Consider the following 18365-nt stretch of genomic DNA (forward strand, 5'->3'; position numbering starts at 1 on the left):
CTCGGTCACTTTCGCTTCAGCCCGGACAGAACAATTCAGCCACATCTTTAGACCTCCGCCAAGTCACCTTTCTCCTGAAGCCAGGCGCGACGATCGGCGGCGCGCTTCTTGGCCAGCAGCATGTCGAGGAGTGCGCTGCTCTGATCTTCCGTCTCGATGGTGAGCTGCACCAGCCGGCGGGTGTCCGGATGGATGGTCGTTTCCCGCAACTGCGCTGGGTTCATCTCACCCAATCCTTTGAAGCGCTGCACGTTGACCTTCCCCTTGAGATGCTCCGCCGCGATACGGTCAAGGATACCCTTCTTCTCGCCGTCGTCCAGTGCGTAGTAGACCTGCTTGCCGACATCGATCCGATACAGCGGCGGCATCGCCACGTACACATGCCCTTCGCTCACCAGACGGCGGAAGTGTTTGAGAAACAAGGCGCACAACAAGGTCGCGATATGGGCACCGTCCGAGTCGGCATCCGCCAGGATACAGACCTTGCCGAAGCGCAGCCGCGCCAGATCATCGCTGCCCGGGTCCACGCCGATGGCCACGGCGATATCGTGGACCTCCTGGGAGCCCAGGACCTCGGCGGGATCGACCTCCCAGGTGTTCAGAATCTTACCGCGCAGCGGCAGGATCGCCTGGAACTCCCGATCGCGCGCCTGTTTGGCCGAACCACCGGCCGAATCACCCTCCACCAGAAAGAGTTCGCTGCGATCCGGATCGGTGGAGGTGCAGTCCGCCAGCTTGCCGGGCAGCGCCGGACCCTGCGTGATCTTCTTGCGGGTCACGGTGCGCCCGGCGCGCAGCCGCGCCTGTGCCGCGTTGATGGCCAGTTCAGCGATGCGTTCGCCTTCCGCCGTGTGCTGGTTGAGCCACAGACTGAAAGCGTCCTTGACCACCCCGGAAACAAAGGCGGCACACTCCCGCGAGGATAGCCGCTCCTTGGTCTGACCGGAGAACTGCGGATCGATGAGCTTCACCGACAGAATGTAGACCAACCGGTTCCACACATCCTCCGGAGCCAGCTTGACCCCGCGCGGCAGCAGGTTGCGGAACTCGCAGAACTCCCGTACCGCCTCGGTGAGCCCGCTGCGCAGCCCGTTCACATGGGTGCCGCCCTGCACCGTCGGGATCAGATTCACGTAGCTCTCGGCCACCGGCTCCCCACCCTCGGGCACCCAGGCCAGGGCCCAGCTCGCGGCCTCACTGGTGCCCTCCAGATCGCCGACGAAGGGGGTGGCGGGCACCGTCTCGCAGTCGCCCAGGGTCTGGAGCAAGTAGTCCTGGAGCCCGTCCTGGTAACACCAGGCATGTTCCTCGCCGGCCGCCTCATCGCGCCAGCGCACGGTCAGGCCGGGGCACAGCACCGCCTTGGCCTGCAGCAAATGGATCAGCGGCTTGGGCGCGAACTTCGGGGTATCGAAATACTTGAGGTCCGGCCAGAAGCGCAGCCGGGTGCCGTTGCGCCCGCGCGGGACAGTGCCGAGTTGCACAAGCTCGCTCGCCTTGTCGCCATGAGCGAACGCCATGTGGTACTCGTGCCCGGCGCGGCGCACCCAGACCTCCAAACGATTGGAGAGCGCGTTGACCACCGACACGCCGACCCCGTGCAAACCGCCGGAGAATTTATAGCTGCCGCCGCCAAACTTGCCGCCGGCGTGGAGCTTGGTCAGGATCACCTCCACCCCCGGCAGCCCCTGCTCCGGGTGGATATCGACCGGCATGCCGCGGCCGTCGTCGCTGACCTCCAGTGAGCCGTCGGCGTACAGCACCACCTCGATGGTCCGGGCGTGGCCGGCCAGAGCCTCATCGACACTGTTGTCGATGACCTCCTGGGCCAGATGGTTAGGGCGGGTCGTGTCGGTGTACATCCCGGGGCGCTTGCGCACCGGGTCGAGGCCGCTCAAGACCTCGATTGCTGAAGCGTCGTAATTGCCTGTCATGGGCGGATCGGTTGTCCCTCTGGTTTGCCCTGGGTGATATGGGCGTGCTAACGGGCGTGATAACGGGATGATAACGGAGACGCGGCGTTCGCCGGTTTGACCGTCAAACTGCGGTACGCTACCGTAGCTCTAAACCCTGATGCAAACCCAATGAAGAAAGCCGCTGCCACCTCCCCGCCCCCCTTCGAGCAATCCCTGAGCGAACTGGAGGCCATCGTCGACGCCCTGGAGAAGGGCGAGATGACCCTGGAGGAGTCCTTGGGCGCCTTTGAGCGCGGCGTCACCCTGACCCGCGCCTGCCGCCAGGCCCTGGAGGCCGCTGAGCAGCGGGTCCGCATCCTCACCGACGGCCGGCCCGACGCCGAGCCCGAACCCTTCAGTACTCCATCGAAGACACCCGGCACCCCACATGAGTGAATCAGAACTGGACTCCTTTCGGGCACGCTGCGTCGCGCGTGTCCAGGCGACGCTCGACCAGCTCCTGCCCGCCCCGCAGATCGAGCCCACGCGCCTGCACGAGGCCATGCGCTACAGCGTCATGAACGGCGGCAAACGCATCCGCCCCCTGCTGTGCTACGCCGCCGGCGAGGCCTTGGGCGTCGCCCCGGCGCTACTCGACCGGCCCGCCGCGGCGGTGGAACTGATCCACGCCTATTCGCTCATCCATGACGACCTGCCGGCCATGGACGACGATGAACTGCGCCGGGGCCGCCCGACCTGCCATAAGGCCTTCGACGAGGCAACCGCCATCCTCGCCGGCGATGCGCTCCAGACGCTCGCCTTTCAAACCCTGGCCGAAGCAACTGACCTCAGTGCCGCGGCGCGGGTCAGCATGGTCGCCGCCCTCGCCCAGGCGAGCGGCTCGCGCGGCATGGCCGGCGGCCAGGCCCTGGATTTGGCGGCCGAGGGCAAGCACCTCGACCGCGTGATGCTGGAGCACATCCACATCCACAAGACCGGCGCCCTGATCCGCTCCGCCGTGCGCCTCGCCATCCTCGCCGAGGGTCCGCTGGACGTCGAACACGCCGAACGCCTGGACCGCTATGCCAAGTGCGTCGGTCTGGCCTTCCAGATTCAGGATGACGTGCTCGACGTGATCGCCGAAACCGCCGTCACCGGCAAGACCCGCGGGCGCGATCAGGAACTCGACAAATCCACCTACCCCTCGGTCGTCGGCCTGAGCGAGGCCAAGGAAATGGCCAACAACCTGTTGACCGACGCGCTCACCGCCGTCTCTGTATTCCCAAGCCGCGCCGACCCGCTGCGCTGGGTGGTCGAGTCGCTGCTGCGGCGGACGGCCTGAGCAGCGGGGCACGACTGTTATCTCGTCGGGCAGGGGAAGTGTCCCCCGTGGGAGCGGCGTCCCGCCGCGATGGGTGCCGCGGTGACCTCGAACGGTAGGGCTATGCGCCCGGCCCCATCGCGGCGGGACGCCGCTCCCACAGGGTCGCTGCGCGACTTTCACGGTAAAGCCTCGACCTCCAGTGCGTAAGGTTCGGGCACTGGCCGAAACGATGATCAAGGCCGCCGCGACGAGCCAAGCGTCAAGAGTGAAGCCAATGACCTGTATGAACCAGAAGCGCACAGCCTTTAGGCGGCATCCAACCGTTTCGGACGGGGCGAATGCCCCTTCCCGCCGCGGTACTCAGGCTAAGTCTAGCGACAGCGACGGCGCGATGGAAGAAAGCCGATTGGTCACAGGTGTCCGGACTTCACCGAAGGCCCTACAGCGTCTCGACCTCAAACCCGACCACCCCGCGCTGCTCGCGGCTGAATTCGATGCCGATCAAATGGATCGGCTGGCCCGCGGCCCGGTATTTGTCCGCGTAGCCTCGTTCCTTTAGCTGTTGCAAAGCCCGCCCCGCCGGCTCCAACTCCACCACCTTGAACTCGAACAGCCAAATCCGGCCGTTGAATTTCAGGGTCAGATCGACCCGGCCCTGGCGGCTGGCGTCCTCTGTCGTCAAGTCCAGGCCGAGCGCGGCCAGATGACTGTAGAAGACGCTGGCGTAGTAGCCCTCGTAACGCGCGATGGGATTGCCGGTATGCCATTGATACGGAATGGCGGCGAACAGGCTGTCGACATGGGCGCGCAGACCGGCGAAATCCGCCGCTGCCAGCAGATCGTAGAGCCGGCTCGCCAACTCGCTGGCCTGCCCCGGATGGCCGATCAGCGCCTTGACCAGGCTGTCGTTCAGCGCGCTCTCGACCTCCAGATTGGGATAGCCGAGGGTGTATTCCCGTCGGGCGCCAAGCTGCCGCGTGCCGGTGAAAGTGAGATAGCCGGTCTGCCACAGCAGCGCCTCGGTGGCCAGATGATCCACGTCGAAGGCTGACAGCAGGGCTTCGTCGGCACGCAGGCGCGCGAGACTCGGGGTGAAAAAGCCGCGTTGCATGAGTAGGTCCACCAGAAAGGTCGGGGTGCCGGTCTCGAACCACCAAGTGCGAAACTCGCGTTTCTGGAACAGCAGCAAGAGATCGAAGGGGTTGTAGACCGCCTCCCCGGTCCAGTTGTAGCCGTTGTACCAGCGGCGAATCGCGTCCCGGTCCAGACCGGGAAGTTCGGGCGCGAAGACAGTCTCCACATCGGTCTCGGTATAGCCGCAAAGTGCCGAATAGGCGGTATCGACGGTGATATCGTTCAGATTATTCAACCCTGAGAAAATGCTCACCTTGCTGAACTTGCTCACCCCGGTGATGAACACAAAACGGACATGGGCGTCATTGTCCTTGATGACCGAATAGAGATCACGCAACCCGTCGCGGGTGGCGCGCGCGGTGTCGGGTTCGGTGAGATTGTCTAGAATCGGTTTATCGTACTCATCAACCAGGATCACCACCCGCCGGCCGGTCGCGGCATGGGCCTGCTGGATCAACCGGGAAAACCGCCCGGACAGACTCGGCGCCTCGACCGTCAGGCCGAGCCGCAGGGCATTGTCGTCGAGCGTCTCGAGGATCTTGTCGTCCAACGCCGCCCGGCTGTGCACGAGACCGCCGCCGAAGCTGAGCCGGATGACTGGATAACGGGTCGTCCAATCCCAGTGCGGATGGATCAGCAGTCCCCGAAACAGCGCCTCGTTGCCGGCAAAGAGATCTCCCAGGGTGTCGATCAACAGCGACTTGCCGAAGCGGCGCGGACGCGACAGGAAGTAGTGCGTGCCCTCGTCGGTCAACTGCCGGATGAAACCGGTCTTATCCACGTAATAATGGTCATCCGCGCGGATTTTGGCGAAGGTCTGGATGCCGATCGGCAGTCTGCGGCGGTGCATGGCGGGCCTCGGAAGCGGGGACGCACGTCGTCCGCGTTCAGGTTGAACACAATCGTTGTCGTTTTGGATTCTAAACCGCGCCCAACGCGGTATGCGATGTTCTTGGATTGGCTCGGCCCCGGCAGACTCGGCAATTGATGGAGTTGGCGCGGTTTAAAGTGTTGAAGAGCATCAATTTTAAACCGCGTCTCCACCAAGGTTGGTTAAATCCTCAAGGCCGAACACACAATGAAAATTACGCATTTCGCGCCGGACGCGGTTTAGGCTATCCTAACCGGCTTGCATCCTCCAACGGTGACCGGACGAAGAGACCCATGAGCCCAGCCCAGCACGCCCTGCCCCCTTTGCGTTCCTTGCTGTTCAGCGGCCTGCTGGCCCTGTGCGCCCTGCCTTGGGGCAACCCCGCCCGCGCCGACGCCGTGAGTCAGGTGCAGGGGATGCCCAAGGCGGGGCTGCTGGTGCAGGAGGCCGGCAAGGCGGCCGTTTCCCACAACCCGGATCTGCCGCTGATGCCGGCCTCGACCATGAAGGTGCTGACCGCGCTGGCGGCGATCGATACCTGGGGACGCGATTATCACTTCGAGACCGACTTCTACCAGGACGGCCAGGGCCGGCTCTGGGTGAAAGGACGCGCCGATCCCTATCTGGTCTCGGAAGAACTGGACCTGATCGCCCAGGGGCTCAAGTCCGCCGGCGTGAAGCGCGTGACCGGCATCGGGCTGGACGACAGCTATTTCGACAAGGATGTCGAGATCGCCGGCCGGTCGGCCTCGAACAATCCCTACGATGCGCCGGTGACGGCCCTGGCCGCCAACTTCAATACGGTCAATCTGATCCGCAGCGGCGCAACCGTGTCCAGCGCCGAACCCCAGACCCCGCTGACCGACACCGCCCGCCGCTTCGGCAAGATGGGCGGAGCCGGCACCCAGCGGGTGAATCTCAAACAGCGGCCGACGGCGGTCGGTTATTTCGGTGAATTGTTGGTGGCTAAGCTTCAGGCGGCGGGGATCCAGGTCTCCGGCGGGCAGGAGATCGCATCCATGCCGGGTGGTTCCAAGCTGGTCTATCGGCACAAGAACACCCGCACCCTGGCGGCCATGCTGACGCCGACGCTGAAATACTCGAATAATTTTGTCGCCAATGCGCTCTTCCTGCGCCTGGCGGACCCGCAGGGCAAGGGACGGGTAAGTATCGCCGCCGCCCAGCGCGCCATGACCGAGTTTGCCCGCCGCAAGTTCAAATGGGCCGATTTCAAGATCGAGGATGGTGCCGGACTGTCGCGCGGCAACCGGCTCTCGGCCCGCCAACTGGTGGACGTGATGAATGCCTTCGCACCCAACCGCGATCTGATGCCGGTGCAGGAGGGCAATAACGAGGTGCGCGCCAAGACCGGCACCCTCACCGGTGTCAGCGCCTATGCGGGCTATGTCCGACGCGACGGCACCTGGACGCCCTTTGCCCTGCTGATCAATCAACCCGTGGATGCCGGTCTGCGGCGGCGCGTGGCAAGCGCCCTGGTCCGCTGACCGGGTGCGCGGCCGGCAGGCCGACGTCCCCAAGCCCTAAACCGCGTCTAGCAGCCTGTCGGACTTAGCCCCTGGGATAAGGGCATGCGTCAACACAAAGGCTTTTTGTTGCCCCACAATCTAACGTAAGGTGATTTCCGCGAAAAATCCAACCCGTAGGAGCCCGCTTGCGGGCGACGGGTGGGGGCACAATGACGCGATTCCGGCAGGNCACGNCGCCCGCAAGCGGGCTCCTACGGAGCTTGATTCTTGATGGCGTCTTATTCGGAATTCGCCTAAAGTCCGACAGGCTGCTAGCGCGAAATGCGTGATTTTCATGTTGTGTTCGGCTTTGGAGATTTAACCAACTTCGGTGGAGACGCGGTTTAAGGTTTATATTTTTCGGACTTTAAACCGCGCCAGCTCCAGCAATCGTCGCGTCTGCCGAGGCCGATCCGATCCAAAAACATCGCATACCGCGCAGGGCGCGGTTTAACAGGATGTCATCTTGCGTGAACCCGACGTTGTGCCGCGCCTGTCGCGACCGCGAAAGCTCCATCGACCGACCGACGCCATCCGGTCAGCCGGCCGGCTCTTGGTCTGCCTTGCGCTGACCGGAACACTCGTCGGCTGTGCGCAGACACTAAGCGCGCTCAGCGGTCGGGCCGCGGCCCCGTCGTCGCGCGAGGCTTTCCTGTTCCGCAAGCCCGGTGCCGCCTATCCATCACTGGCGCCGCTGATGCGGCGCGTCACCCCGGCCGTGGTAAATATCGCGGTGGATGCGGTGGTGCGGATCGAGGAGAACCCGCTGCTGAGCGATCCGGATTTCCGCCGCTTCATGGAGCGCTTCGGCATGGAGGTGCCCGAGGAGGGCGACACCGAGCGGCGCCAGAGCGTGGGGTCCGGGTTGATCGTGGACAGCGAACGCGGCTATGTGCTGACCAATAAACACCTGCTGGAAGGGGCCACCGCCATCGAGGTGACGCTCAAGGACCGGCGCAGCTACCGGGCCCGCCTGCTGGGCTCCGATGAAGGCACCGACCTGGCGGTGCTGCAGATCCCCGCGGTCGGCATCGCACCCCTCGCGTTCGGCGATTCTAAAACGCTGGAAGTCGGCGATTTCGTGATCGCTGTCGGCAACCCGTTCGGCCTGGGCCAGACGGTCACCTCGGGGATCGTCAGCGCGGTGGGGCGCAGCGGCGTGGGCGACGCCCGGCTGGGCGAACTGGTCCAGACCGATGCCTCCATCAACCCCGGCAATTCCGGCGGACCGCTGATCAATCTGGCCGGCGAGGTGGTCGGCATCAATACCGCCCTGATGGGTCCCACCGGCGGGAATGTCGGTATCGGCTTTGCGGTACCGAGTAACCGCGCCCGCGCCGCCCTGGCGCGGGTGCTGGCGCGGCGCCGCGGCGGTTAGGGTTGTTAGCGCCTGCGCACCTTGGTGTAGGGGCGGGTTTTAAACCCGCCTCTACATCCGACTATCACGTTCGATAGCGATATTAACGGTAATCCGCCGCCTTCACCTGCTCGGCAGGGATGAAACGCGGGGTGAAGTCACTCGCTGTGCCGTCGGTGACCGCACGTCCGCCGCGGTAGTCACGCAGACGCCGGGACACGATCCCGCGCTGTCCATCGCCTCGCACTACCTCGTCGGCGACCAAACCAAAGGCCTGCTCGCGCGCGTCCCAGGCGAGCGTCAGGCGCACATAGATCAAGCCGTCCGCATTGCTGATCCAACTCACCGTCAGTTCGCGGTCCGCGATGTCGATCTCGAAGGGGACGGCATCCGGATCACGGTTGATGGTTCCCATGCACTGGACGCAGGGCAGAATGTCCTCGGCCAGAACCTCGCGACGGTAGACGCCCGCGTCCGTCAGGCTGAAGATCGCCAATGCGCGGCTGCCCGATGGCCGCAGTGGATCATCGCCGAAGGCCTCGCGCCGGTGTACGAGGATCACCACATCCTCCAAAGCGTCGTCGGTCAGAAGCCCGCCATAGGAGGCCACAGGCGCCCATAAATGGGAGATCCAACGGCCCGGGTCGATGGGTTCGATCGGCTCCGTTCGCGGCGTCTGCTCCGCGGCCGGGAGCGGTGCCAACCAGCAACCGAGCGCCAGCAGCAACCCTGACCAGCCGACGCGCGCCGGTTGGCGGATACGGTGCGGCCTGGCCCCATCCCGGACCGGCACGACTGGACCGCGGACCTGATCCACCCGACCGGCTCACCCGCGACTCAGGGCCTCGTAGATGGCCGAATAGTCCTGGTCACCAAGACCAAGGTCCTGGGCACGGATGCAGGCGGTCTCGATGGCGTCGGACAGGGCGGTATCCAGCCCAAGCGGCGCGGCCGCCTGCCGGAACAGACGGACGTCCTTCAACAGGTGTTTGAGCGGGAAATTGGCGGCCCCGTAGTCATGACTCAGGTACTTGTCGAGCTTCTTGTCGAAGGTCTGGGCATAGAGCGCGCTGCCGCGCAGCAGGGTCATGAACTGATCGACGTCGATCCCCTGGGCGCGCACCAGACCCAGGCTCAGCGCGAAGGTGGCGGTGAGCCCGGCAATCAACTGGTTCAGCGCCAACTTGAGCGCCGCTGCCTGACCGACGGCGCCGATCCGTTGCGGCTGCGCCCCCAGCCGCTCCAGCACCGGGCGGCACTGCGCGAACAGTGTCTCATCGCCGCCGACCATGATGATCAGCCGACCGTCCCGGACTTCACTCAGGCTGCCTAGGACCGGGGCCTCCAGGTAGCGGCAACCCAGGGCATCCAGCCGGGCGGCAAGTGCGCGACTCTCCTCCGGGCCGATGGTGCCCATCTGCACGATGAGCCGCCCGTGCAACGCCGCGGCGGCGGGCGGGGCGAGCAGGGTCGCCTCGATGGCGGCGGCATCGCTGAGCACCAGCAGCACTAAATCCGCGGCGCCGATGGCCGTCGCGGCATCCTTCGCCACCGCCAGCCCGGCGGCGGCCGCGGCCTGCGACCGCTCGGCACCGCGATTCCAGCCGGTGACCGCGACCCCCTGCGCCTGCAGGCGCAAGGCGATCTCGGTACCCATCAAACCCAAGCCGAGTACGGCGGTCTTTGGCAGCAACTCCATACGTTTTGATCCTAAACCGCGCCCGGCGCGGTATGCGATGTTGTTGGATGGGATCGGCTCCGGCAGACTCGACGATTGCTGGAGCTGGCGCGGTTTACAGTTTCAAAAACCCTCCGAGCGTTGCAAAGCTCAGCCGGACCTCAGCAGGTCGATTACCGCGGCTGTTTCCGGCCGTATCCCCCGCCACAGGAAAAACGACTCGGCGGCTTGTTCCACCAGCATCCCAAGCCCATCGATGGCCCGCGCCGCCCCCTGGGCCAGACCCCAGCGGCAGAAGGGCGTCGGGGTATCCGCATAGACCATGTCATAGGTCCAGGCGCCGGGCGCCAGCACCGACGGCGCGATGGACGGCACCGCGCCGGTCAGTCCGGTCGAGGTGGCGTTGATGATCAGATCGAAGCCCACCGGGCCACGGTCCGCGACGCCGAGGTCCGCGAGACCACAAGCACGCACCATGGCGCCGCCGGACTCGAGGTCAGCGACCGCGGCAACCAGCGCGGCGGCCTTGTCCAGGGTGCGGTTGGCGATCACCAGTTCCGCCAGTCCGCTCTCCAGCAGCGGGCGCAGCACGCCCCGGGCCGCACCGCCGGCCCCGAGCAGCAGGACCCGCCGCCCGGCGAAGTCGAAGCCGTGATTGCCGGTCAGGTCCCTGACCAGCCCAACGCCATCGGTGTTGTCGCCGCGCAGCCCCCGACCCGGCAGGCGGATCAGCGTGTTGACGGCCCCCGCGGTCGCGGCCCGCGGGCTGTGCTCATCGACCAGCCGCCAGGCCGGTTCCTTGAACGGCACCGTCACGTTCAGTCCCTGCCCACCATCGCCGAAGAAACACCTGACGGTGTCGGCGAACGCGTCCGGCGCACTCAAGATCCGGGTGTACTCCAAATCCTGTCCGGTCTGCCGGGCGAAGGCCGCATGGATCAGCGGCGACTTGCTGTGGGCGATCGGATAACCGATCACGGCATAGCGGTCTGTCATGGTGCGGTTGAACTCACTCGGCCAGCCAGCGCGCTACGTCTTTGGCGTAGTAGCTCAGGATCCCGTCGGCCCCGGCGCGCTTGATGCCGAGCAGAGCCTCGAGTACCACCGCGCGCTCATCGAGCCAGCCGTTCTGACTCGCCGCCTTGAGCATCGCGTACTCGCCGCTGACCTGATAGACGAAGGTGGGGACGCCGAACTGATCCTTGACCCGCCGCACGATGTCGAGATACGGCATCCCCGGCTTGATCATGACCATGTCGGCGCCTTCCTCCAGGTCCAGCGCCACCTCATGCAGGGCTTCGTTGGTGTTGGCCGGATCCATCTGATAGGTGTACTTGTTGCCGCCGCCCAGATTCGCCGCGGACCCGACCGCGTCGCGGAACGGACCATAGAAACTGGAGGCATACTTGGCCGAATAGGCGAGAATTCGGGTGTGGATGTAGCCCTCCGCCTCTAGGGCGGTACGCACGGCGCCGATCCGCCCGTCCATCATGTCGGACGGTGCCACGACATCGGCCCCGGCTTCCGCGTGTGAGACCGCCTGACGGACCAGCACGTCCACGGTCGGATCATTGACCACGTAGCCCTGTTCGTCGATCAGCCCGTCCTGGCCGTGGGTGGTGAAGGGGTCCAGGGCCACATCGGTGATGACCCCCAACTCCGGCACCGCGTCCTTCACGGCACGCACCGCGCGCTGGGCCAGGCCGTCCGGGTTGAAGGCCTCGCGGGCATCCTCGGACTTGGCCGACGCCGGCGTCACCGGAAACAGCGCCATGGCGGGAACCCCCAGTGCGGCAATGGCGCGCGCTTCGGCCACCAGCAGGTCGATGCTCAGCCGGGTCACCCCCGGCATGGACGCCACCGGCTCCCGGACGCCCGTGCCTTCGAGCACAAACACCGGGTAGATCAGGTCATTGGGAGTCAGCGTGGTCTCGCACATCAGGCGCCGCGAAAATGCATCGCGGCGCATACGGCGCATGCGGGTCAGGGGGTAGCCGGCACGCGGCGTGTCGAGTAGGGACATGATCAGCAATCTCCAAATGGTGAGCGAACGGCCCCCGCCGCTCGGGGCAACTACCATAGCCTAGACGCAGCCTGGGTCCAAGCAGGTTCGTCGTCCCCGTCCGCGATGGCAACCGACATCCGCGCTCGATCGCGGCAGTGCGCCGACTGGGCCGCGCGGGTCGAAACCCATCCGCAATGGGAGAGAACGACCACCGCCCCCCGGTGGTGCTGATACAATCGGCTGTTGGTTGGTTATAGTCCGAGAACACGCATGTTGCTTCAATCAGATACCAGTCCCCCGATCTTCGACACCGACCTGACCCGGTTTCAGTCCGCGGTCATCGAGGCCTCCCGGCAGCACCCGATCCTGGTCGATTTCTGGGCTGATTGGTGCACACCCTGCCATGCCCTGTCGCCCCACCTGGAGCGCGTCGTCAAGGAACTGGACGGCGCCATCCGGCTAGCTAAACTGGAGGTAGACGAGGGCGAAAATATGCGCCTTGCCGGCCGCTATTCACTGCGCGGCTTCCCGACCGTGATCTTGTTCGAGAACGGCGAGGAACGCGGACGTTTCAGCGGGGCGCGCTCCACCCATCAGATCCGGGACTGGCTGCGCGAACACCTGACGGCCCCGGCGGACAGCAATGGTCACCCGCGCTGAACGCCGGCCGCGCGGCGCCTGCGTAGCGCCGGTCTGACCAGGAGACACCGATGCCGAGCAACGCCGCGACGTCCGGTTCGAACCAAGCAGTCCCGAATGTGCCGGATGAACTGGCCCTGCTGCGCGACATGCCCATCTTCGGCGCCGTCCCTGACCGGGCACTGGACTACCTGAATACGCGGGCCGAGCGGGTGATCACGCCGGCCGGACACTGGTTCTTCCGTCAGGGAGATCGCGGCGAGACCATGTACGTGCTGCGCTCGGGCCGCGTGGAGGTCCACCGCGCACTTGGGGAACGGGCGGAGGTCATCGGCCGACTCGGACCTGGCGATTGCTTTGGCGAGATGGCCTTGATCGACCTCTACCCGCGCAGCGCCGGCGTGCGTGCGGCCGAGGACTGTCTCGCGCTGGGGATCGGCAACGCCCTGCTCTATCAGCTCTACGCGGCCGATCCTGAATCATTCACCCTGATCATGATGAATCTGGCGCGGGAACTGAGTCGCCGCCTGCGCCAGACCGAAGCCCTGCTGTTCCGCCATCGCGGCCCCGCCGGGCACGCGGATCGCCATCATGTCGCCGCGGCGTCCTGCGAGACTCCCTACGTCTGAGTGTAGCCTTCGTGCCTGATATCCAGACAGACCCTTGGTGTAGGGGCGGGTTTGAAACCCGCCCCTACGTCCGGTTATCACGTCCGAATGTTATGACTCTCGCGTTTCGATTCATGATCTAAGGACCGCGAAACGACGCGGCGCGAGCGCGCCCCCGCTGGTATCGTCAACGCGATTACGACAACGACAACGACCGGCAGCCCCTCAGTTCACGCCCTCATCCGCGGCCGCATGCGGCTCCCCGCGCAGGTGCACCGGATCCAGCGCCGCCGCGCGCCGCTTGCGCACCTGGATGTTGAGCATCTCCACCGCCACCGAGAAGGCCATCGCGAAATAGATGTAACCCTTGGGGATGTGCTGCCCCACGCCCTCGGCGATCAGCACCACACCCACCAGGATCAGGAAGCTCAAGGCCAGCATCTTGATACTGGGATGGGCCTCCACGAAATCGCCGATGGTCTTGGCGGCCATCATCATGACCCCGACTGCAATGATGATGGCGATCACCATGACCGGCACATGCTGCGCCATCCCCACCGCGGTGATCACCGAGTCCAGCGAGAACACGATGTCGATGATGGCGATCTGGGCAAGCACCATCCAGTAACGGGAGGGGGCGTGCACCTCGGAGGTGTGCTCATCCCCCTCGAGACTGTCGAAAATCTCATCGGCACTCTTCCACAACAGAAACAGGCCGCCGAAGACGAGGATCAGGTCACGTCCGGAGACGGCCAGGGCATCACGCAGGTGCACGTCCTGTAGCGTCGCGGCAAACTCCGGCATGATGGTGAACATGGGCTCGGTGAGGCGCATCATCCACGCGAGGGACAGCAGCAGCGCAATGCGGGTGATCATCGCCAGGGCCAGCCCCTGGATGCGTGCCCGGTTGCGCTGTACCGCCGGCAGGCGACCCACCAGGATCGACAGGAAGATGATGTTGTCGATCCCCAGAACGATCTCGAGCGCGGTCAGGACGACCAACGAAATCCAGGCCTCGGGGCTCGCGATCCATTCGAACATGCGGTATGCCTCTGTGTGCCCGACTCAAGCGATGCAGCGGAGCATCGAGCGGATCAGGGGTTGCTGAATGCGCACCCGGGCGATTGCCGGAATTGACTGAAATCGCCTGACGTCGGCGCCGTGGTCGAGACCAGGGTCGCCCGGCGGCTGGAGCCGCTGGATCAGGCGCCCCGGCCCTGCACCAGCGAGCGGATCCGTTCGGGGTTCGGCAGACCGCGCATCGCCAATTCGGGTTGATCGCCGGTGGTGAAAATCGTCAGATCACCGATGTCGAGCATGCGCTGCATCAGGCTCTGGTTGACTTGCAGAGTCCGTAACGGCAGCGCGGCCCGAACCGGGGCGGATACTAGCAGCAAGCGTCGACAGGGTGAAGTGCCGCGCGCCTCGGCAGCTATAATATCGGGTCCAGCAACCGCGCCGCGCGCACCGCCCAACGGAAGGCCCACCCCCGTTGCGTGAGGTCGGCCGCGCCGGCGCGACGCGCCCGCCGGAAGTCTTCCTCCAGCATCTCGTGCACCGCGGCGGCCAGGCCCCGATCCACCACGATCGCGGTGATCTCGAAGTTGAGCCGCAGCGAACGGTTGTCGAGATTGGCGCTGCCGATGCTGGATACCGCGTCGTCGACCAGCACGACTTTCTGATGCGTGAAACCATCCTGGTATCGATAGATTTGAATACCGGTGCGGTCCGCCGCCGCGAGGAACGCGTAGGACGCCAGGTAGACCAGCAGGTGATCCGGTTTCTCGGGAAGCAGGACACGCACATCCACACCGCGCAGGGCCGCCAGTTGCAGGGCCGCAAAGACCGCGGCATCGGGTACGAAATAGGGGCTGGCGATCCACACGCGGCGCCGCGCCCCGACAACCGCCTGGTGGAAGAACATCGAGCACCGATCGAGGTCGTCCGCCGGTCCGGTGGGATAGACCAGCACCGCCTGTGCGGCGACCGCCTCGCCGGGGCGGTCCGGCGGCGGCGCCAGTCCCCACATCAACTCGGGGCTGGTTCCGGTGGCCCAGTACCAATCGGCCGCGAAGACCAGTTGCAGCGCCTGGGCGGCGGGCCCCTGCAAACCCAGGTGGGTATCGCGCCAGTGGCCCAGCGGGCCGCGGCCCAGATACTCATCGCCCACGTTGTGACCGCCCACAAAGGCGGTGTGACCGTCCACCACCACGATCTTGCGATGATTGCGGAAATTGAGCTGGAAGCGGTTGCGCCGACCATGGGTGCTGTGGAAGGCCGACACCGCGACCCCGGCAGCACGCAGCGGGGCAAGGTAGGCTCGGGGCAGCCCATGGCTGCCGATCTCATCGTAGAGCAGGTAGACCCGTACCCCGGCGGCGGCCTTGCGCATCAGCAGTGCTTGCAGCCGACGGCCCAGATCATCATCCTTGACGATGAAGAACTGCACCAGACAGCAGCGTGCGGCCGACTCGATCGCGGCGAAGATGGCGGCGAAGGTGGCGTCCCCGTCGACCAACAGCGTCGGTACATTGCCGCTGGTGAAGGGGGTACCGCCGAGTTGCGCGAGCACGTCCAACTCCGCGGCGCGTTCGGCAGGGAGTTCGGCCCGCACCGACGCCAGTGTCCGCAACAAACCGGCGACCCGCTGATCCGCCCCGGCCAGGGTCAGGGCCCGCAACGGGTCCAGGTAGCCCTGAAAGCGGTCGCGGCCGAAGATCCAGTACAGCGGCAGGGCCAGATAGGGGAAGGTCACCAGGGACACCGCCCAGGCGATGGCGCCCTGCGGCGTGCGCACCCCGGCCACCGCATGGATCGCGGACAAGATCCCCAGCGTATGGATCAGGAGCAGCGCACTGCCGGCAGCCAGGATAACATCGTGTTCCAACAAGAGACGCCTCGCCTGCCGCACTGCGCAGGCGGCATTGACCATCGGTGACCCGAATTATGCACAACCACAGCCCGACGATCCGCTTGGTCTTTCACCTGACCCTGACCTGGCTCTTCCTGGTCGGGTGCGCGAGCGGTGCCGCGGCAACCGCCGCACCGGCTTCCATCCCGCTGGTCACTGGACCTGCGGACACTGTCTCGGCAGTGACGGCGCCGGCCGAGCCGCTCGCCCGCCGCGTGACGCAGGAGATCAAACACGAGATCGCCGAGGTCCAGCCCTGGCTCGACCGCTACGGCTACGGCGCAGTCGCCTTGGCCGTGGGTCTGGAGGGGGTCGGCATCCCGACGCCTGGCCAAACCCTGCTGATGGCCGCCGCCGCCGACGCGGCGACCACCCACAAATTGCAGATCGGCTGGCTGCTGGCGGCGGCTTTCCTGGCGGCCACGGTCGGCAACACCCTCGGCTACCTGATCGGACGCTGGGGCGGGCGCGCCTTGCTGCGCCGGCTGCGCGTGAGCGACCGGCATCTGGAACGGGTGGAGGCGGGTTTCGCCCGCTGGGGCGGCTGGCTGATCGTCCTGGCCCGGTTCTTCGACGGACCACGCCAGTTGAACGGCATCGCCGCGGGTATTCTGGAAATGCCCTGGCCGCGCTTCGCGCTGTTCAACGCACTGGGCGCCGCCCTGTGGACGGGCACCTGGGCCCTCGGAATTTACTATCTGGACGAAAACCTGCACGGCATCCTCGTGGTCATCCGTCAGCTCAATCCGTGGGTGCTTGGGGCAACCCTGGTCGTCACGGCCGGCCTGATCATCCTGTTCTGGCGCTGGTATCGCGGCTTGGCAACAAAAACCTGAGGCGATATAGCCGTCGGACGTGAGAACCGGACGTCGGGGCGGGTTTCAAACCCGCCCCTACATCAAGGGTCTGTCCGGATATCAGGTCGGAAGGTGATAACACCGCTCTATCAAACCATCGAAAATTGCGATGGAGTTAATTGGTCCCCGCCCTAGCCGCCGTGCGGTTGCGCAGGTATCTTAGCGACTTCCGATATTCGGACCCGGCAAGGTCCGATACACCCCCGAACGACCGCCCGCACCACGCGCCGCTACCGTCGTTCCCCTGCCCTGTCCGCGAAGACGGAGGAAGTTCCATGACGGCAGTTGTCGCAACCAACGAGACCATCCTGGTGGTCGGCGGTGGCATCAGCGGGATGACCGCTGCGCTCGAAGCCGCCGAGACCGGGAAACGCGTCGTCTTGGTCGAGAAACGTCCCTACCTGGGCGGCCGTGTCTCCCAGCTCTACAAGTATTTCCCCAAGCTCTGTTTTCCAACCTGCGGGCTGGAAATCAATCAACGCCGCGCCAAGCAGAACCCCAACCTGACCATCCTGACCATGGCCGAGGTCACCGGACTCACGGGCGCGAAGGGCAACTACACGGCGACCGTCAAACTCTCCCCCCGTTATGTCAACGCCAACTGCACCGCCTGCGGTGACTGCGCCAAGGCGGTCACGGCGGAGTTCGACGACGAGTACAACTACGGACTCGGCAAGCGCAAGGGCGCCTACCTGCCCTACCGCATGGCGCACCCGGCGCGCTATGTCCTGGATCCGGCCATCATCGGCACACCGGACGCCGAGCGGGCCAAGGCCGCCTGCCGCTACGACGCCATCGATCTCGAGATGCAGGAAGAAACCATCGACTTCCCCTGCGGCGCGGTGATCTGGGCGACCGGCTGGAAGCCCTACGACGCGGCCAAGATCCAGCCCTACGGCTACGACCGCTTCGCCAATGTCATCACCAGCGTCGAGTTCGAGCGCATGGCCGACCCCACCGGCCCCACGGGCGGCAAGCTCGTGCGCCCCTCCGACGGCAAGGAGGCGAAGAAAGTCGCCTTCATCCAGTGCGCCGGCTCGCGCGACCGCAACCACCTGCTGCACTGCTCGCGGATCTGCTGCATGGCGAGCTTCAAGCAGTGCACTTACGTGATCGACGCCTTTGGCGCGGACGCGCAGATCAACGTCTATTACATCGACCTGCGCGCCATCGACCGCTTCGAGGACTTCTATCAAAAAGTCCGCGCCAACCAGAACATCAGGTTCATCAAGTCTAAACCGGCCTCCATCACCCAGGACAAAGACGGCAGTCCGGTCGTCCATGGCGTGGACACCGAGGGCTACCAGCGGTTCGCCGAACCCCATGACCTGGTCGTGCTCGCCATCGGCATGGAGCCCTCCGTGGACCCGGCCAGTTTCCCGGTGCCCATCGTCCTCAACCGCGAGGGCTTCATCGAGACCGATAGCGCCAATGGCGGAGTCTTCGCCGCCGGCGGTGCCGCCGATGCGCTCGATGTCAACCGGGCGGTCCAACATGCCACCGGGGCGGCGCTGCGCGCCATCCAGGTCGTCAACAGCGTTGCCCGAGCGGAGGTTTAAG

The 18365-nt window shown here is 65.5% G+C and carries 17 protein-coding genes; 8 read left to right on the plus strand and 9 right to left on the minus strand.

All coding sequences use genetic code 11. The annotated features are described in order from the left end of the window. Positions 1-47: 47 nt before the first annotated feature. Entirely contained in the window at positions 48-1934 is a 1887-nt protein-coding gene (gene parE / locus A39O_RS0108045) for a DNA topoisomerase IV subunit B (protein WP_020504166.1), read from the minus strand. Between the two features lie 150 nt (positions 1935-2084). Between parE and A39O_RS0108050 the strand changes: the two genes are divergently transcribed. After that, positions 2085-2351 carry an exodeoxyribonuclease VII small subunit gene (locus tag A39O_RS0108050; protein ID WP_020504167.1) on the plus strand — a complete coding sequence of 89 codons (267 nt, stop codon included), beginning with the start codon at positions 2085-2087 and terminating at the stop codon, positions 2349-2351. Beyond that, positions 2344-3237 carry a (2E,6E)-farnesyl diphosphate synthase gene (gene ispA, locus A39O_RS0108055; protein WP_020504168.1) on the plus strand — a complete coding sequence of 298 codons (894 nt, stop codon included), beginning with the start codon at positions 2344-2346 and terminating at the stop codon, positions 3235-3237. Before A39O_RS0108050 ends, ispA begins: the two co-directional genes overlap by 8 nt. Before the next feature lie 421 nt (positions 3238-3658). Here ispA and A39O_RS0108060 read toward each other — a convergent pair whose 3' ends face one another. Continuing rightward, on the minus strand, positions 3659-5203 hold the full coding sequence (locus tag A39O_RS0108060; RefSeq protein WP_020504169.1) for an ATP-binding protein: 1545 nt from the start codon (positions 5201-5203) through the stop codon (positions 3659-3661). A 314-nt stretch (positions 5204-5517) separates the two neighbouring features. On the opposite strand from A39O_RS0108060, the gene A39O_RS0108065 reads away from it, so the two are divergent. Together A39O_RS0108065 and A39O_RS0108070 are read left to right on the plus strand one after the other, a co-directional pair. Further along, positions 5518-6729 carry a D-alanyl-D-alanine carboxypeptidase/D-alanyl-D-alanine-endopeptidase gene (locus A39O_RS0108065; RefSeq protein ID WP_020504170.1) on the plus strand — a complete coding sequence of 404 codons (1212 nt, stop codon included), beginning with the start codon at positions 5518-5520 and terminating at the stop codon, positions 6727-6729. 487 nt (positions 6730-7216) lie between these two features. Beyond that, positions 7217-8128, plus strand: coding sequence for a trypsin-like peptidase domain-containing protein (locus A39O_RS0108070; protein ID WP_245561827.1), 912 nt, complete (start codon positions 7217-7219; stop codon positions 8126-8128). An 82-nt stretch (positions 8129-8210) separates the two neighbouring features. On the opposite strand, the gene A39O_RS0108075 is transcribed toward A39O_RS0108070, so the two are convergent. From A39O_RS0108075 to hemB, 4 genes are all read right to left on the minus strand, one after another. Beyond that, on the minus strand, positions 8211-8924 hold the full coding sequence (locus tag A39O_RS0108075; RefSeq protein ID WP_020504172.1) for a hypothetical protein: 714 nt from the start codon (positions 8922-8924) through the stop codon (positions 8211-8213). A 9-nt stretch (positions 8925-8933) separates the two neighbouring features. Next, the gene (locus A39O_RS0108080; RefSeq protein WP_020504173.1) at positions 8934-9806 is read right to left on the minus strand and encodes an NAD(P)-dependent oxidoreductase; all 873 of its coding nucleotides are present in this window, start codon (positions 9804-9806) and stop codon (positions 8934-8936) included. Positions 9807-9935: 129 nt separating this feature from the next. Continuing rightward, complete coding sequence (gene aroE, locus A39O_RS0108085; RefSeq protein ID WP_020504174.1) at positions 9936-10781, minus strand: shikimate dehydrogenase; 846 nt, start codon at positions 10779-10781, stop codon at positions 9936-9938. Positions 10782-10794: 13 nt separating this feature from the next. Beyond that, positions 10795-11808 (minus strand): porphobilinogen synthase, encoded by a 1014-nt coding sequence (gene hemB / locus A39O_RS0108090; protein WP_020504175.1) that lies wholly within the window; start codon positions 11806-11808, stop codon positions 10795-10797. A 252-nt stretch (positions 11809-12060) separates the two neighbouring features. Here hemB and A39O_RS0108095 point away from each other — a divergent pair, with 252 nt between their 5' ends. Both A39O_RS0108095 and A39O_RS32585 read left to right on the plus strand, forming a co-directional pair. Continuing rightward, a complete protein-coding gene (locus A39O_RS0108095) occupies positions 12061-12450 on the plus strand; it encodes a thioredoxin family protein (RefSeq protein ID WP_020504176.1) in 390 nt (129 codons plus the stop codon). A 50-nt stretch (positions 12451-12500) separates the two neighbouring features. Beyond that, positions 12501-13058 (plus strand): cyclic nucleotide-binding domain-containing protein, encoded by a 558-nt coding sequence (locus tag A39O_RS32585; RefSeq protein ID WP_020504177.1) that lies wholly within the window; start codon positions 12501-12503, stop codon positions 13056-13058. Between the two features lie 204 nt (positions 13059-13262). On the opposite strand, the gene A39O_RS0108105 is transcribed toward A39O_RS32585, so the two are convergent. The 3 genes from A39O_RS0108105 to cls form a co-directional block, all read right to left on the minus strand. Then, positions 13263-14078, minus strand: a complete 816-nt coding sequence (locus A39O_RS0108105) for a TerC family protein (RefSeq protein WP_020504178.1) — start codon at positions 14076-14078, stop codon at positions 13263-13265. Between the two features lie 161 nt (positions 14079-14239). Further along, complete coding sequence (locus A39O_RS42625) at positions 14240-14434, minus strand: PH domain-containing protein (RefSeq protein WP_245561829.1); 195 nt, start codon at positions 14432-14434, stop codon at positions 14240-14242. A gap of 35 nt (positions 14435-14469) precedes the next feature. Beyond that, the gene (gene cls / locus A39O_RS0108115; RefSeq protein ID WP_245561831.1) at positions 14470-15924 is read right to left on the minus strand and encodes a cardiolipin synthase; all 1455 of its coding nucleotides are present in this window, start codon (positions 15922-15924) and stop codon (positions 14470-14472) included. A 59-nt stretch (positions 15925-15983) separates the two neighbouring features. On the opposite strand from cls, the gene A39O_RS32595 reads away from it, so the two are divergent. Next, complete coding sequence (locus tag A39O_RS32595) at positions 15984-16784, plus strand: DedA family protein (protein ID WP_020504181.1); 801 nt, start codon at positions 15984-15986, stop codon at positions 16782-16784. A 296-nt stretch (positions 16785-17080) separates the two neighbouring features. Further along, entirely contained in the window at positions 17081-18364 is a 1284-nt protein-coding gene (locus tag A39O_RS0108125) for an FAD-dependent oxidoreductase (RefSeq protein ID WP_020504182.1), read from the plus strand. Position 18365: the final 1 nt, after the last annotated feature.

Origin of the sequence: Lamprocystis purpurea DSM 4197, from assembly GCF_000379525.1 — a bacterium.
Taxonomy (GTDB): Bacteria; Pseudomonadota; Gammaproteobacteria; order Chromatiales; family Chromatiaceae; genus Thiodictyon; species Thiodictyon purpureum.